General features: G+C 36.2%; 16 protein-coding genes. 12 read left to right on the forward strand and 4 right to left on the reverse strand.

The window, feature by feature from the left end; genetic code table 11:
• Positions 1-204: 204 nt before the first annotated feature.
• Both IR022_RS01935 and IR022_RS01940 read left to right on the forward strand, forming a co-directional pair.
• Entirely contained in the window at positions 205-978 is a 774-nt protein-coding gene (locus IR022_RS01935; RefSeq protein ID WP_194202407.1) for a DUF268 domain-containing protein, read from the forward strand.
• A gap of 371 nt (positions 979-1,349) precedes the next feature.
• Positions 1,350-1,835, forward strand: a complete 486-nt coding sequence (locus tag IR022_RS01940; RefSeq protein ID WP_050708944.1) for a lipocalin family protein — start codon at positions 1,350-1,352, stop codon at positions 1,833-1,835.
• Between the two features lie 88 nt (positions 1,836-1,923).
• Here the strand turns inward: IR022_RS01940 and IR022_RS01945 are convergent, their stop codons facing one another.
• Positions 1,924-3,228, reverse strand: coding sequence for a DUF3472 domain-containing protein (locus tag IR022_RS01945; RefSeq protein ID WP_242053014.1), 1,305 nt, complete (start codon positions 3,226-3,228; stop codon positions 1,924-1,926).
• A gap of 197 nt (positions 3,229-3,425) precedes the next feature.
• Between IR022_RS01945 and IR022_RS01950 the strand changes: the two genes are divergently transcribed.
• Positions 3,426-4,307, forward strand: coding sequence for a hypothetical protein (locus tag IR022_RS01950; protein WP_194202408.1), 882 nt, complete (start codon positions 3,426-3,428; stop codon positions 4,305-4,307).
• 107 nt (positions 4,308-4,414) lie between these two features.
• On the opposite strand, the gene IR022_RS01955 is transcribed toward IR022_RS01950, so the two are convergent.
• Entirely contained in the window at positions 4,415-5,656 is a 1,242-nt protein-coding gene (locus IR022_RS01955) for a PepSY-like domain-containing protein (protein ID WP_194202409.1), read from the reverse strand.
• 90 nt (positions 5,657-5,746) lie between these two features.
• The gene (locus tag IR022_RS01960) at positions 5,747-7,423 is read right to left on the reverse strand and encodes a PNGase F N-terminal domain-containing protein (protein ID WP_194202410.1); all 1,677 of its coding nucleotides are present in this window, start codon (positions 7,421-7,423) and stop codon (positions 5,747-5,749) included.
• A 669-nt stretch (positions 7,424-8,092) separates the two neighbouring features.
• On the opposite strand from IR022_RS01960, the gene IR022_RS01965 reads away from it, so the two are divergent.
• The 5 genes from IR022_RS01965 (at position 8,093) to IR022_RS01985 (ending at position 11,747) form a co-directional block, all read left to right on the forward strand.
• A complete protein-coding gene (locus IR022_RS01965; RefSeq protein WP_194202411.1) occupies positions 8,093-8,623 on the forward strand; it encodes a hypothetical protein in 531 nt (176 codons plus the stop codon).
• An 18-nt stretch (positions 8,624-8,641) separates the two neighbouring features.
• Positions 8,642-10,147 (forward strand): PKD domain-containing protein, encoded by a 1,506-nt coding sequence (locus tag IR022_RS01970; protein ID WP_194202412.1) that lies wholly within the window; start codon positions 8,642-8,644, stop codon positions 10,145-10,147.
• A complete protein-coding gene (locus tag IR022_RS01975; RefSeq protein ID WP_194202413.1) occupies positions 10,144-10,749 on the forward strand; it encodes a hypothetical protein in 606 nt (201 codons plus the stop codon). Before IR022_RS01970 ends, IR022_RS01975 begins: the two co-directional genes overlap by 4 nt.
• Before the next feature lie 156 nt (positions 10,750-10,905).
• Positions 10,906-11,241: a hypothetical protein gene (locus IR022_RS01980; RefSeq protein ID WP_194202414.1), complete on the forward strand. Its 336-nt coding sequence runs from the start codon at positions 10,906-10,908 to the stop codon at positions 11,239-11,241.
• Positions 11,242-11,417: 176 nt separating this feature from the next.
• Entirely contained in the window at positions 11,418-11,747 is a 330-nt protein-coding gene (locus IR022_RS01985; RefSeq protein WP_194202415.1) for a hypothetical protein, read from the forward strand.
• Between the two features lie 23 nt (positions 11,748-11,770).
• Here the strand turns inward: IR022_RS01985 and IR022_RS01990 are convergent, their stop codons facing one another.
• A complete protein-coding gene (locus IR022_RS01990; RefSeq protein WP_050710177.1) occupies positions 11,771-12,328 on the reverse strand; it encodes a helix-turn-helix domain-containing protein in 558 nt (185 codons plus the stop codon).
• 490 nt (positions 12,329-12,818) lie between these two features.
• Between IR022_RS01990 and IR022_RS01995 the strand changes: the two genes are divergently transcribed.
• The 4 genes from IR022_RS01995 to IR022_RS02010 form a co-directional block, all read left to right on the forward strand.
• Complete coding sequence (locus IR022_RS01995; RefSeq protein ID WP_194202416.1) at positions 12,819-14,150, forward strand: PhoH family protein; 1,332 nt, start codon at positions 12,819-12,821, stop codon at positions 14,148-14,150.
• 258 nt (positions 14,151-14,408) lie between these two features.
• Positions 14,409-15,113: a tetratricopeptide repeat protein gene (locus IR022_RS02000; RefSeq protein ID WP_050710175.1), complete on the forward strand. Its 705-nt coding sequence runs from the start codon at positions 14,409-14,411 to the stop codon at positions 15,111-15,113.
• Positions 15,114-15,283: 170 nt separating this feature from the next.
• Positions 15,284-15,775, forward strand: coding sequence for a 6,7-dimethyl-8-ribityllumazine synthase (gene ribH, locus IR022_RS02005; protein WP_050710174.1), 492 nt, complete (start codon positions 15,284-15,286; stop codon positions 15,773-15,775).
• A gap of 671 nt (positions 15,776-16,446) precedes the next feature.
• Positions 16,447-16,915: hypothetical protein (locus IR022_RS02010; RefSeq protein WP_410492785.1), on the forward strand; the 469-nt coding region annotated here is incomplete at its 3' end.

The raw sequence follows: 16,915 nt of genomic DNA on the forward strand, positions 1-16,915 counted from the left end.
ATATTTTATATTTTTTTATTACTGTAAAAGCTATTCTTTAACTAAGAAATCAGGAGTAAATAATATCCCTGTAAAGTCTCATCTTAAATAGATTGCGATTTTACTACAACAAAGTAACGCACTATATGGTTGATATCTGTTACATAATTCTGGATATGATTTATACGCAGAGATTATATATCTTTACCGAACATTCTTAATATCATGATAAAAGAAATACAGCTTATATTCGGTTTTTACCCCAGAAGGATACTCAGAAGTCTCAAATCAATACCTTGGTATCGACAAACCAAACGCCAATTTGTTAGTCAGTGGAAAGAAGATAATCAAAGCTTTGGAGCCATATCGAGCTATCCCTGCTTAAGGGATAGAGACGAAGAGGGAGGTGTGGCATCGGGGCATTATTTTCATCAGGATCTGTTGGTTGCTCAGGAAGTATTCAAAGCCAATCCCATAAAGCACGTCGATGTCGGGTCGAGAATCAATGGGCTGATTGCTCATATTGCGAGTTTCAGACCTGTAACTATTGTCGATATAAGATCGGTTACTCCATCAATTGATAATGTAGAGTTTGTACAGGCCGATTGTATGTCGCCCGATTTTCCTTGGATTGATTATTGCGACTCGGTATCTTCGCTTCATGCCATAGAGCATTTCGGATTGGGTAGATATGGTGATCCTATTGATGTGAATGGACATATAAAGGGACTAAACAACATATCGAGGATGCTGAAATCGGGAGGTACATTGTATTTTTCGGTACCCATAGGACCGCAGCGTATAGAGTTTAATGCTCACCGAATATTCAGTATAAAATATTTATTAGACTACTTTGCTAAGGAGTTCAATTTAGAGTCTTTTTCGTATGTTGATGATAAGGGCGATTTGCATAAATTTATCACCTTAACGGATGATCTAATTAATCGCAACTGCGATTGTAAATATGGTTGTGGTATCTTTATTTTAAGTAAAAAATAACAGTTTTTTAATCCGTTTTCTAAAATATACAGCATCACTTGACGTGTCTTTTTGATACAATAAGTGATGTTTTTGTTTGAAATAGTGTTTCGAATATTGAAAATGTATTTGTTTTTGTTTCGAATTTGGATAAAATGATTGAAAATGCATTTTTTTAGAATATTTTTTTTATTCTCTAAATTACACATAACCAGTACTTAAGGTTTTAATGTAATTTTACTTAACATTTCTTTAATATTGAGTCTGCAACGCACGGTATTTTTTTGAATCTCTTTATAGAAACATCCCGGGATTTTGGCACAGGCGTGTGTCGAAAAGTTTTCATGCAATTGTATAAAATAAGAGTTTTTTGTTTATTAAATCAATCAATCATGAAATTAAAAAAAGTAGTAAATATTTTTCTTTTTGCATTAGTTTTCGGTATCGGTTTTGCGTCATGTAGTAGTGATGACGATGATAATCCAAAGCCAGACATTAATCCTGTTGCAGGAACTTGGAAGTTTACAGAGCTAACTGCTGATGTAGAGGCTGTTGATTCTTTATTAACCGATTCTGTGACCAATTATATTGATAGTATGAAGGTTGCCGTAAAGCGTACCTATGTATTTAAAATGGATGGCACTTATGAAAACAACCCAGGCGATGAGGGTGAAGTAATTAAAGGAAAATACAAAGTAGATGGTGATAAAATCATCTTTGACGATAAAACAGATTCGGCAATAGCGTACACCTTCAAAAGTGATACTCTAAAAGCTTCGGAAGATGTGAAAGCCAAAGTTGCTGAGGCTTTGAAAATAGATCCAGATTCAATAGCTAAGGCTATTAAAGTGGAAATGTTTTCTCGTATTTCCAGGTAATCAAAAAGTAAAAAAGAAGCTGTCCAGATATAAAAATGGACAGCTCTTCTTTTAGTTTATTCAACCTTGTGGTCTAATAATATATGCCCTATTTGATAGAGGTTATTTGCTTTAAATTTATATCAGGTCGTTTGTTTGTTGCAGGTCTTTTAAAAGGCGTATTGTATTCGGTATTTTGATCGAAGAATCCGCAGTTTTGTAGATAGAACCTCTTGTTTACTTCACCTCCTGCATAATCGAGTCTCATTTTAGCCTTTGCAGTAGCATCGTAGGTAAATGTGGCATTGGTTATTTCTATCCACTTACCTTTATTAGTCACAATCCATTGATTTCCGAATTCCACTTTACGGGTAATATATCCTTGGTTTGGGATGAAGTTTTCAAGAAAAGAATAAGCATGAGTGTACCATGTGTTGGTATTTGGACGAAGGAAACTGGCAATTAACCGCCATTCACTTTCGTTACTTGCATAAAAATAGGCAGTATATACTGTATTCCCTTTCCCGTCGGGATAGATACGAGTTAAGAATTTGTAGGTAGTAGCCGCTTTCCACATATATTTGAGATAGCTTTGTCCACCTGAACCCTCGTTTCCGAATTCACCGATGTGCACATCTTTACCTCTTTGCAATGTTTTGATCTGTTGATCGTCGGGTATCTCTTTAGGATCTTGTGTATCAAAAGGACTCCATACTGAGAATAAAACACGACGTTCGGTCTCCGAATTCACCTGTATTCCAAAATAACCTTGTCCGAAACCGTTTGCCATATAGTACGAACCTATTATATCTTCGCCTTGTGGAACGGTAACTTCATTGTAAAAATATTCTACTGATTCTTCTTCTGGAAAAGGATACTTTAAATGTACTGATGGACCTCTGCGTCCGAAGTGGTACGAGAAATCGTGAACATAATTGGGTTCAACTTCAAGAGCTGTACCATCAACTACTAAAGCGGAAAGATCGGCAAAGAACTCTCCGCTTTTGCTCGTTCCTTGTATATCTATCCTGAAATATCCAATCTTGTCTACCTCTATGTTGTTAGCAACGGGTACAATTGTCCATTCTTTACTCGATAAAGTTATGGGATAATTTTTACCGCCCGCTGTTACTTGTATTTTAGTATCGGGTGTAAAAGCTTTAGCTCTTATTGATAGGTTTATTTTACCTTTCTGATTAATTCTGAACCATGATGAAATAACAGTTCCATTGTCTTTCCATTGCGATACTCCTGCATCGTTTATCTTAGCACCTTCGGTATTATGGGTAATGTAAGCATTGGCTCCCAGTGGAATGTTAATGGGTGCGGAGATGGAGTAGATTGTAGAGAATAAAAATAATGTAGCTGCTAAGCATACATTTTTGAGATAGATCATTCTTTGATTTGTGTTCATTATAGTCTTAGTTTTTAGAATTGAAAACCAAAGATACAGGTTTTATAAATAAAGGAGAATAGAATAAGTATCTTCATTATTGAAGTTGTAAATAGACTCGTATTTTTACTTTTTTTTGTAAATGTTTGAAGAGTTAAAATTATTATTCGTTAATTTGTATCCGTAAATTTTTAGGTACCAATTAATTAAAAGAAGTTATGTTGTTAAAAGTAAAAGGGCTGCTCTCAGTCTTTGCGATGGTGTGTCTATTCTCGTCTTGTGGACTGGGTGATAATGAGAAGTTTTATCTGACCAATCCTACTGATAAATCTATTGATGTTGAAATAGCTGATCAAAAATATACAGTTGAACCAAACGGAATTGTAGAGTTGAATTTATCGGAAGGAACTCATACAATGGTATTACCCGATAAGGAGACTGTGAAGTTTAAAGTGTTTACGAATTCTAAAGGAGGAATAATCAATCCTACAAAAAGTCCGCATGTTATTTTCACAATGATATATGTGGTAGATGATAAGGCTGCAAGTAGCTTTATGCCTCCAACAAATAAGGTGCTTATTGATGGCATAGAATATGAAGGTCCTATTCGTATCACCGATGCTATGTTTATTGATAATAATGTCTATAGATGTACATATTCTGTTGGTGAGGCTTTTCCTGAGGTATTAACTACGGGCGATCAGAATTCGAAAGGAAATATGAAAAGTAAGTTTTTTACTAAGAATGAGTTTGTTGATTTTTTCAACAATGCTCTTGGAGATGCAAATTATCATGAAGCCAATAAAATAGCAGGAGGTGAAACTACAATCACCGAGAAACAATCGCTTGTTTTTCCGGTAGCTAATTTTGAGAACAAAGAGCTACAAGAAAATGCTAATAAGTTAATAGCTACTGTAAAAGGATATATGGATGCTGAGACTGGAAGTGAACAAGAAAAATTTCAAAAGCAGTATCACGATAATATGATGGCATTGGTCAATTCTCATAAAGATTATACTAACGCTGTTGAAAGTCAAAAGTACAACGACTTTGTGGCTCAAATAGGGTCATTTGTTGGATTGGGAATTGTTGAATTATAATCAGTTCACTTTCTTAAATAAGAATCTTTTACAAAAGAGATATTGAATAAAAAAGCAAAAGCTGCTCGATAAAGGGCAGCTTTTGCTTTTTTGATATTTAAGAATGGTTAGCTTATTAAATCGCCATTACTGCTGAATTTGAATATTGCATTTGCAACTTCAACAGAATACTCTCCATTGGTCTCTTTGGTGATTTTTTTTGTTTGTTCAATTATCTGTTTATTAGTCAAAACAGTCTTTATACCTGCGGGCAATGTATCGAATACAGATATAGGCATAAGCTTATTCTCTACTTGTAGAGTTTGCCAAGTTCCGTCTATAAAAGCGTCCATCTCAATATAATAGCCAGACACATCTATTTTGCATTTGTATGTACGTGGGCTGCTATATTGATTTCTGCTGAAAGACATGCTTAAAGATGGACTATTAGAAGCAAAATGTGTGTATATAAATTCTTGAATTGCATCTGCTCTAAATGTCTGTGCAGGTTCTGCATCCACAATTACATAGTGAGAACTCTGAGGATTATCTATTTTGAATTGATAAGTTTCCATATCTCTTCTAACCTCAGTTATTGAAGTGTTAGGATAGTCTTTTGCCCATTTCTCTATTATATGTTGAGGGAATGTTGCCCATATATCTTCTGAGATAATGAAATGCTCGTTTGAAATTACGTTCCAATCAGCATTTTTATCAAATTCAATTTTAGCGGAAAATTGTGGTGCTATACTTGTTCTAATACTAGCCTTTTGTAGTAACGAAACTTTATATACTTCGCCATTGCGTTCGGTAGCATGTATTATATATTCAGCATACATGTTACTATAATACCTTTCTATAAAATCTTTTATCTTTTGAGGTACAGACTCAAGATTTTCGGTCAGATCGCTAGCTACAATTATAGTCTTAGAATCTGAATATAGAAACAAGGGAGTATTGTCAGCTAATACAACTTTCCTTCTAAATGAGCTATTGTTATAAATTCCTTTAATTTCCAGATTGGCATATTTGGCTTTTAAAGCAGCTATCTCTTCCTGATCTAGAATCTCTATCAGTGATTCAGGTAATTTGTTCTCACTTTCGATTCCTCTCCAATAACCTTCTGTGTTGAATACAATAGTCAGATCATTAGAGAAAGTTACTTTGTATTTGTCAGGGTCAAGACCTTGGGGTTTCATATCTTCTACCTTTACTGTTTGGTAATCTGGTAAATGAGTGTTTATGAATGATCTGGCTACATCGGGTAATTCATTTACGCTGATTGTATTGCTTTCATCGTCCGAAGAACAAGCCGTAAAGCCTAAAATCAGGACTACAACTAAAAGATATAATAGTTTAGATGTTTTCATAGGTTCTAAAAATGTTAATGTTTTCTTAGTAAGGAGTTCTAAAGATAAATAATTCTTTGTGAAGAATTGCTCTGTTGATTCTTTATTGCTTTATTTATCGCCAACCAAAGCACCTGATATGCACCAGTAACTACGGCTTGTGCCTTCGGGATCTCCCACGGGAATAGCTATTTTTAATTGGTGGCTACCTGCTTTTATATCTCCTATATGCACAAAGACGGGATAACTCACTATACCAGGACACCATCCCGAACGGCTAAGATCGGAAGATGAAAGTCCGTTCGAAAAGTTACCCGATGCAGGATTCAATTCGCGGTAGCTTCCACAGTCCTCGCGCCAAGGAGTATAGGCTATGATGCGATTGTTGTCAAGGAATATTTCGTTCAGCTTGGGATTGAATTCATCACCGCCTCCCCAGCCTCCATGCCCCGTTGATATATATCGGATATAAGCATTCTTTAGATCAGTATCCGTTTTAAAGTTCACAGTCAACGAATCGTTGCGGAACATTCCTTCGGGATATGCTTGACCTGCCATTTCCATGATGTTTACAGTGGTAAATAGTGGATATATTTCCTTAGCTTCCTTCTTCTCGTTTGGATAGTATTTGATCTTCAACGATACATTGTGTCCGTTTTCTGCATAGTTTCCTATCCATGCACCCACCCATACTTCGCCTTTCAAAGCTTTAGCATAATCGGTTACCTCTTGTTTAAATACAACCGAATCGGGCCAGTTATAACTAGCTACTTGTATATGATTAAAACCTTTTACACCAAATGAAGTGTAAAAACGCATCAATTCTAATGGAGGCAGGTAATCATTGGTAACTGTCATGCCCTCATATTTGTCGCCATGCTTATCTGTATATTTAGGTAATGCCTCTTTACCTTGCATCAATCCATCTAAGAAAGATTGTTTGCGATCTGTTGGAACTATAAATACTGACCCCGTACGGTCATAGGCATCGCCTTCGGAGTGTTGAGATAGTTCGGTAAAAATTGAATATTCCGAGTTTTCAGTTGGAAGAGTCACTTTTTTCAGAATGATAGAACCATTTGCAAATTGCAATACTTCGGTGCTGTTCAAGTCTGTTGGTTTTTGTATATCTCTGAAATAGATACTTTGGCGGTTGAATACATCAACTGCTATTACTTTGCTTTGCTGTATCTTATAATTGTATGCAGGTGCTGATAGCTGCGATCCTGTAAGAACGGGCTGCAAAGAGGTTGCTTCTTTCAGAAGTTCTACTTTTACGGCTTTCTCTTCGCGTTGTCCGTTGCGTACTATTTTCAAAACTACGCCTTCAGGTATTGCTGTGGTGGGTTGCATCGACCCCATAACTCCTAACTCGGTAGTGTACCATATTTCGAGTCTGTTCGAATTGATGCTTGCAGTCACTTTTTTACAATTATAGCCTGTAATCTTTTCAGTTTCGGGCTGAGGAGTAAGACCATCATTCAGAACAAAAGTACGAGTCGTGTAAATGGTTTCTCCACCGTTTAATTGTGCCACCTTTGTTTCTTGATTATTGGTATAGTCCAAATAAATGTTCTGAATGGCATCATCTTTTTCTTGACGGGTCGAACTATAACTTATGCGAGCTATATTGTCGGATATCTCCATCACAGTAGTTGATGTAGAATCGGGTTTATTGTTGAAACTTGTTTGATAGGTTATTCGTACGGTTTTAAAATCTTTCTTGCTTTTGGCTTCTGTTTGAAAAACGAGGCTTAAAAGGAGTAAGATTACAAGGCTTTTTTTCATGGATTCAGATTTATATTATACATGGTTCTTTCTTAAATACAAAAGTAGGAAAAATAGACTTTGATACTAAATATTTATTATCTGTTTCTCATTTGTCCTTTATACTTATTGTTTTGTATTGAAATAATTATAACTTTGCCCCTGTAAAATAACTCTTTAGCAAAGAAATGATATTTAAATTAACAAACATATCTATTGATAGTAATCTAAATTTTAACTGTTTAGGTTTGGTTATGTGTGTTGAAATATTAGAGAGAGAGAGAGAGAGAGAGAGAGAGAGAGAGAGAGAGAGAGAGAGAGAGAGAGAATAGCTCTTCGCACTTAAGTTACCACTTATTCCTAAAAGTTACAAGCGAGGTTGTTTCTCTTCGCTTTTTATTACGTCTTTTGAACGTTAGTTTTTCCCTATTACAATATTTCCCCAATAAATATATTAGTGGTTGTTTCGGTAAACGCTTTCGTTTAGCCGGTCTGTTTTTTTGTTGTCGTTCAAAATCGGCACGAATCATCCGTTTACCTATGTCACAACTATGTCTGGCAGCAGTGTGTAGCGATTACATGTTGCTGCTTTTTATTGAACTAACTAACCTGAATATAAATTAAAATTACAAGTAAGATATGAAAAAGTTTGTGTTATTAACAATTTTAAGTCTCTTAGCTGTCTGCCAGATGAAGGCACAAGTAGGGATTAATACAGTCAGCCCGCATCAATCGGCTGCACTTGATATCGAAAGTACGAGCAAAGGGATGCTGATTCCCCGAATGACAACTGTGCAGAAAACAGCCATTGCAAATCCTGCTCCTGGATTGATTATATATGATACCACTCTAAGGTGTATTTCGCAGAATGCGGGTACGGCTACCGATCCGGCATGGGTATGCCTTTCACAAAAAGATGCTCAGAATGGTTTCTTTTATATGCCTACCATAGCTGTGGATGCTTCGAAGGTAGTTACGGGGAAAACTATTGACCTGTATGATGAGTATAAGAAACAGTTTACTGCACCTACAAAAAATCCCTCGGCTCCTGTTAATATTCCGTATTTTACCACTAGAACCGATCTTTATTACTACATCACCAATTATGATGCTGATGTGTTGGATAATATATCGATAAGCAATCAAGGAGTTATGACCTATGATATTAAAGAGGAATCGGATTATGATTCGTTTATGACTGTGGTCTTTGTGCTTAAGTAAACTTTACTCAAATTAAAAATGAAAAAAATAACCTATATATTTTTGTTTGTGCTGTTTTGTCAATTAAGTGTCTATGGGCAAATGGAAACAAGCTGGTGGCACTTCGGTTTTAATAGTGGACTTAATTTTAATTCGTTGAGTGATGCCAAAGCCAATGATGGTACAACTGTAACCAATATGCCCACACCTATAATTGGTCCATTGAATACTTCGGAGGGGTGCTTTACTGTATCAACCTACGATGGTCAATTGCTGTTTTCTTCAGATGGATCGACTGTATATGATAAAAACGGAAATGTTATGGCAAATGGCACAGGCTTGTTGGGAGGAAGTTCTGCTACCCAATCGGGTATTGCAATTCCTAAGCCGGGAAGTTTGACCGAATATTATGTTGTTACAGTTCCACCCGATTATAATAATTTCCCCAATGGTATACGGTATTCGGTGGTTGATCTGTCTAAGAATGGAGGGTTGGGCGAAGTTGTATTAGCTTCTAAAAATTCTCTTATTAAAGCAGGTGCCGTGTATGAAAATATTGCAGCAGTACCCAATGCCAATGGAAAAGATTATTGGTTATTGCATAGGTCATCGGGCGAATTTTATGTATGGGCAATCACTGTAGCGGGCATATCGACAACTCCCCATCAGAAACTTGCAAGCACTCTTATTCCGAGTGTTGCTAACTCGCATGTTGGCGAACTTATACTATCGGATGATCATACCAAACTAGCCGCTGCTACGTATATAGCAAGAGCGGTTGTTACTGCAAAATTTGATTCGTCAACAGGTCTTATTTCCGATCTAAGATCGAATACTTTACCTGCAAGTACTTATCCTGAACCTTATGGAGTTACTTTTTCTCCCAATAGCGACTATCTCTATGTTACAACCGGATACAATGATAATGGATTATTGTACGTTGGTAAATGGGATGCACTGAGAGTAGGTGGGGCTTTTACTTACCTTACTGATAAAATAAGTAATCTAAAGAAAGGTGTAGATAATAGGTTGTATGGTATACATTCATATAGAAGAACGGCTCCTCTTACTGGATTTGCGAGGACACGAAATTTAAGCGTAGTACTTAATCCGGATCAAGGAGGTACAAATATTAAATTCTTTCCAGACTTCCTGATAAATGATGCTTATTTGGGACTGCCAACATTTGCCGCGGGCTTTATTCGTATTATACCCAAAGAGCGACCTTTTGCTTGTACAGCTAATGATCGTACTTACATTGTTGAGGTTGATCTGACGGGAGGGAACGCTCCTGCAAGACTTGAATGGGACTTTGGTGATGGTACTCCCATTGTTAGCCAAGCGGTGATTACTACGCAAAACAAACAGCCTCAGAATCATAAATACAATAAATCGGGAATTTATACTATTACTGTAACTCCTTATAAGGGTGATGGTACGATGCTGGATATTGTTCTAATGCAGGCAAACATTGTAGATTGTACGCTAAAGAGTAATCGTATGACCCGATCAGACTTGTTGAACTCTAAACAGATGATGAAATGAATAAGATATTATCAATAATAGCCGCATGTTTGATGCTTTACACATCAGAAGCATCGGCTCAGATAGCTGTGAATACCGATGCTCCCGACACTTCGGCAGCGTTGGATATAACGGCTAGTAACAATGACAAGGGGTTGCTTATCCCTCAAATGACTACCGCCCAGAAGCTGGCAATAGCCAATCCCGCTCCGGGTTTGTTGGTGTATGATATCGATTATAACTGCATATCGCAATACAAAGACACCCCTTCTAATCCGGGAGTATTTGGGTGGACTTGCCAGACGCTTTACAACCGACACTTTTTGTATATGCCATCTATTAATATACCAACATCTGATGGAACGGGTAATCTATTGACAGGTACTCAGGTTATCGATTTGTATATGATATACAAAACGGGATTCGATACACCTCGCATTAAAAGTGCGGGAGCCCCTGCTTCAATACCTTATTTCAATAAAGAGCAATTACATTATTATGTAACCTATTGCGACCCGTGTATTACGGTCAGAGGCATTAGTGATGCGGGAGTTTTGAGCTATACTGTAAACTCACTTCCCGATTACGATGCTTTTACTAATATCGTGTTTCTAGTAAGATAAATATAGAAGTCTGCATCTGTAGCGGTGTAGGCTTCTATATATTTATATATATTGTTTGGTAATCAGTAATTTTCTGTTGAAAAAATGACAATTTCTGAGGTTTTTATTAATTGATTTTGTATCTTGTAAGAACTTAACCTCTTAAAAATTACCAATATGAAAAAACTAAGTTTATTATTTTGTGTGTTGTTTGCATGTGTATTCTTCAATTTTAATGTACAAGCCGAAGAACCTGCACGAACTGTTGATTTGGGTACACAAGTAACTTTTCAAACCGTATTTTATGTAGATTTTATTAATTCTACATGCATTGGCTATCCTGCTCAATTTGAAAAAGTAACTCCGACTAATACGGGGCGTATTTACTTCAAATTTGCGAGTAGTGAATATATTCATCCCGGGCAGCCTTTTTATTATACAATGGGCGAGAAAATGAATAACAGTACCAGTCCAGCAAGAAGTGTTGCTATAAAAGGAACATTTAAAAAATAGGTCTACAAATATCATATATGAAAGTCCTATACTTAGATGTATAGGGCTTTTTTGTGCTTCTATATAGTCTTTTTTACTTCAAAAAAGGCGGTGTGAGAAAAAAACGTATGTTTTTCTTGTTTATCTTTAATACTATCCGTATCTTTCTAATCGATTAATCCTTAATTGTATATGTTATGAAAAAGTATTTGTTATTCTTTTTTGTTACGGTTACTTTTAGCGCATTTGCTCAGGGGAGAAAAGATATCAAACCCGATCGTGTTATCGATGTAGGAGCAATGGCGGCTAATGATAAGTTTCAGATAGCACTCGATTGCTCTACCGAAAAGCTAAGCAGTTGGGATGGGTTTACTAAGTTAGTTAACGAGGATTGCGGAACTCTTCAATTTGGTTTATCTCCCAATAATTCGGTAACTATTGGAAGTTCGTTCTATTTTGAAATCTTTTATAATGACACTTCCACTTCGCAAGCACATTCTATTGGTGTGAAAGGGACTTATAGATAGCTAATACGCGGTTTCAAGTCTCTTTATATCTGATCTAAACCTCGTCTCAAATCGATACCCTGCTGTTTGAATTGAGTAGGAGTCAATCCTGTTACTTTTTTGAATTGTGCCGATAGATGAGCCACACTACTATACCCCAACTCGTCGGCTATTTCGCTCAGTGTCTGTTGGTCGTAAGTGAGCAGTTCTTTTACCCGTTCTATCTTTTGTAGGATCACAAAATGTTCTATTGTAATACCTTCTGTAGTAGAGAATAACTTGCTGAGGTACGAATAATCGCGATGCAACTCGGATGTAAGTAATTCTGAGAGATTTATATTTTGCTCATTATTGTAATGAACCAATTTTATAGCACTGGCTTTTATCTGCTCTATGAGTTGTTGTTGACTATTGTCTAATAATTCGAAACCTAAATTGCTCAACTCTTTGCGCAGAATATTTAGCTGATCTTTATCTATTTCGTTTGCCAACACAACTTCTCCTAACCTCACATCAAGCGATGTTATATTTAGCTGATTAAGGATGTTCTGCACAGCCATAATACAACGTGGGCAAACCATGTTTTTTATATATAGTTTCATTGCTTTACTTTGAATAAATAGATTTTATACGCAATAGATTTTTATTACCCTAATCTATGAGTTTTTATTATATATGCAAAGATCGCTAAGTTTAAGCACAAAGCATAATCCGAATGCTGAATATGAAGTATATAGTTACCGTTATTTATAATATACTATATAATCATAGCCATTGCTTTTACTAAAGTAATAAAAAGATTCGGGATAGTAGATATCCTATTATTAAAACAAATTTACCGAATTGTTGATAACTAGGGGTAGAGCTGTTAAACAGTTTAGCCCAATTTCCGTTTTATAAAATAGAGACAATGGATTTCCGTTTGAGGGATTCCGATAATTCAGAACAAAGGATAAATGTATCCTTGTCAGAAAAGAGTTCTTTGATAGAATTAGGATTATTTTTCTTAACTTTAAAGTACATGTAATATAAAATAGAGGGCTCGGCTCTCAATCTCTAGGAATATAAATATTTACCAAAACACGTCTTATTATGGCTAAGAGCAAAAAGAAAAATTTCGTGTTAGACACAAATGTTATTCTACACGATTTCAGATGTTTGGATAATTTCGAGGAAAATGATATTTACATTCCTATTGTTGTGTTGGAAGAATTGGATAAGTTTAAAAAGGGCAACGATCAAATTAATTACAATGCCCGCGAATTTCTCCGAAATCTGGATAGCATAACCGATGATGATCTCTTTACCAAAGGAGCAAAATTGGGTACGGGAATGGGTAAAATTTATATCGAAACAAGTATTAAATCGCAGGATCGTATTCATGAGGTGTTTCCCGAAAAAATACCCGATCATCGTATACTTTCGGTATTGTTAGACATTTCCGAACGAGATACCAAAGTAAAAACGATATTAGTTACCAAAGATATAAATCTGCGGATGAAAGCCCGTTCGATAGGGTTGTTTGCCGAAGATTATATAAACGATAAAGTTGCAGATGCATTTCTGTTCGAAGAAGAAGCTAAAACCTTTTCGGGTATCAGTTCTGCACTCATCGACAAATTATATGCAGAAGCAGACGGTGTGAGTTTAGATGAATTTGATTTGGAATCGCCCGTCAATCCAAATGAATGTTTTGTAATGAAAAACGGTAAGAAGAGTGCTTTAGCCCGTTACAACCCATTCACCAAGAAGATAAAAAAAGTAGAGAAGCAAACCTGTTTTGGTATACAGCCACGTAATGCGGAGCAGGCTTTTGCGTTCGAGATATTAAATGATCCCGATATCAGACTGGTTGCTTTGACGGGAAAAGCCGGTACGGGTAAAACTCTTTTGGCGCTGGCTTCGGCTTTGAAGCAAAACGAGAATTATAACCAAATATTATTGGCTCGACCTATTGTTGCGCTAAGTAATAAAGATCTGGGATTTTTGCCCGGTGACGAAAAGCAAAAGATTGCACCTTATATGCAGCCCTTGTTTGATAACTTGACGGTAATTAAAAGTAATCTGTCTTTTAATGGATCAGAAACCCGAAAGATAGAGGAGTTGCAAACAAGTAAAAAACTCGAAGTAGAGGCTTTAGCATATATTAGAGGTAGAAGCTTGCCAGAAACATATTGTATAGTGGATGAGGCTCAGAATTTGACACCTCACGAAATAAAAACAATTATAACCCGAGCCGGAGAGGGTACAAAAATGGTATTTACGGGAGACTTGCAGCAAATAGACTCGCCTTATCTCGATAGTCAGTCAAACGGATTGGCATATATGATCGATAAAATGAAGTCGCAGGATCTTTTCGCACATGTCAACTTAGTGAAGGGCGAGCGTAGCCGCTTGGCAGAACTTGCCAGTCAATTATTATAATCGCAGAGGGCGTATCCACTGATACGCCCTTTGTTTGTTCAATGTGTAGGTATATAATTCAATTATACCTTTTGTTTTATTATTGTATGTAATATGCCCTTACTCGTTTTTTAGGGGCGAAATTCTTCTTTTTTATTTCGAAATATCGCTACTTAATTAGACAATGTGAAAAAAGAAGCCTACTTTTATATATTATATCGAGGAAAAGGTTTATTTTTGCGACTGCAATTTTCGAATAATTAAAAACATACAATAAAAATGGCAAGTAGAAAGGAAAGAGAACTTCAAGAAGAAAAGGACTGGAACAAGATCGATGAGGCTGTAATTGCATCAGAGAGTTTCATTATGAGATATCGTAATCAGCTGATGATTGGCGTCGGAGCTGTTGTGGTACTTGTTGGAGTCTATTTTGCTTACCAAAGCTTTTATCTAGAACCTAAGAATGAAGAAGCGCAAACAGCAATGTTTCGTGGCGAACAATATTTTCAGGCAGGTATGGATTCTCTTGCTTTGTTTGGAGACGGTAATGCTTATATTGGTTTCGAGCAAATTATCAATGAATATGGTTCTACTAAAAGTGGCGATTTAGCTAAAGCATATGCAGGACTTTCTTATGCTCGTATGGGTAAATTTGAAGAAGCTCTTAAATATCTGAAAGATTTTAAAGGTGGAGACGAAATGATTACTCCTGCTGTACATGGTGCTATTGGAGATTGTTTAGTAAACACAGGTAAATTGGAAGATGCAGTTTCGTATTTCGAAAAAGCTGCAAAATCTGCTGATGATGTTTTGTTAAGCCCAATCTTTTATAAGAAAGCAGCTATCGTAAATCGCGAACTGAAGAATTATGATAAAGTAATCGCTTTGTTTACTACTATCAAAAACAATTATATGGCATCGCCCGAAGCTTCGGAGGCTGACAAATATATTATGGAAGCGACCTTGTTGAAAGGAGCGAACTGATCAACTTAGATTATATATATTACTTATAAAGTTTCGCCATTTGTGCGAAACTTTATTTTTTTGAATAATGTAGTTATCTTTGTGGCTCAAACGCGAGGGGGGAGATTCTCCTTATATTAATTTAAGTAACAAATGGGTCTGAGACCTTAAAACAAATAAATAATAAAATTATGGCAACAGCGTATCATAATTTGTCGTCGTACAATCCGGCAACAGTTCCAAGTGGAGAGGATATGAAAATAGGTATAATAGTTTCGGAGTGGAACGAAGATATTACATATGCACTTCGTGACGGAGCTTGCGAAACTCTAGTAAAGCATGGTGTAAAGCCCGAAAATATTTTGGTTGATTACGTACCAGGTAGTTTTGAGTTGATCTACGGGGCTCAGGTATTTGCCGATGTACACGAAGTAGATGCTGTTATAGTATTGGGTTGTGTGGTACGTGGCGATACTCCTCACTTTGATTATGTATGTAGCGGAGTGACTCAGGAAATTGCACGTATGAATGTAATGCATTCTATACCGTTTATTTTCGGACTTTTGACTACTGACGATATGCAACAGGCTATTGACAGAGCGGGTGGCAGACATGGTAACAAAGGTGACGAATGTGCTGTTACTGCACTTAAGATGATCGATTTTTCGAGAAGAAATCAATAAATAACTATTTTTTATAGTTGAAATAAGAAGGGCTCTTGTCCTTCTTATTTTGTTTTATATCGAAATTTCCAGTCCTATTTTAGGCTAAGAATGATAATATATTCTGCGTGTTAACCTATTTTATATAATAAAAGGTTTTGTTTAAAGTCTTTTTGTTTAGATCTTTAAGTTTGTTTTTTTTGATATAGTTTGTTTAAGTAGCTTTTAAAGTCTAAAACTTTGTTGCTTTTTCTAAAAACTTATTTATTTTTGTGGCGGATTAGATTAAAGATCAAGCACTAAATGACAATATTAAGAAGATTTTTTGATTATAGTATTTCTTAATTTGAAATGTGATATTTTACTTCTGTGTTTTTGATAACCTCTCTATTTTAGATACTACTTACTAACTTTCTTTTGAAATCTAAAACGATAGGTATTTTCTTTCTGTATACTTTACCAATTTGAATATAAGTATATTAAAATATTCTGTGAATAGATATTTTGTAGCTTTTTGAAGTAACACCTTTTGTGTTATGACTGCTTTTAGGCACTATATGTTTACGTAACTAAAGAGTCGTTGGTATTGGGCAATTGTTAACAATAGCCTCTGGGGATTATATGCTATTACTCTTTTACTTTTTGTGATGCACACTAACTTTATTTTTTTTATTTATTAAACAAAAAAGACAATGAAGAATCTTTTCTTATTACTTATCTTTTCAGTGTTAATGAGCCCTCTGGCGGCGCAAGTCGGGATCAACACTGAAAACCCTAACATATTGACCGAGCTCGATGTGCGCAACCTTTTGGCCAACGGCACCGACACCATTCCCAAAGGCATAATGATCCCTCGCATGAGCGAACTTCAGCGAGACCAGATCGACGTCTCCAATATCACCACCGCCAACAGTCTCATGATCTATAACATAGACGAAGACTGTTACAACTATTACTCCAAAACCAACCAAGAATGGCAAAGCCTCTGCGGTAAGATGGGCAAAGCCCACTTCGACATGATCTGCGACTCCGTCAAAGTCATGGGACAATACGGCGATGGCGTAGCCCTCACCCCCTCCAACTATTTGCGAGTAACCCTCAATATCACCCGTATCGGCTCCTACAGCATCTCCGCCACCTCCGATCCCGACAACGGCTATT

This window comes from Dysgonomonas sp. GY617 (assembly GCF_015233815.1).
GTDB lineage: Bacteria > Bacteroidota > Bacteroidia > Bacteroidales > Dysgonomonadaceae > Dysgonomonas_A.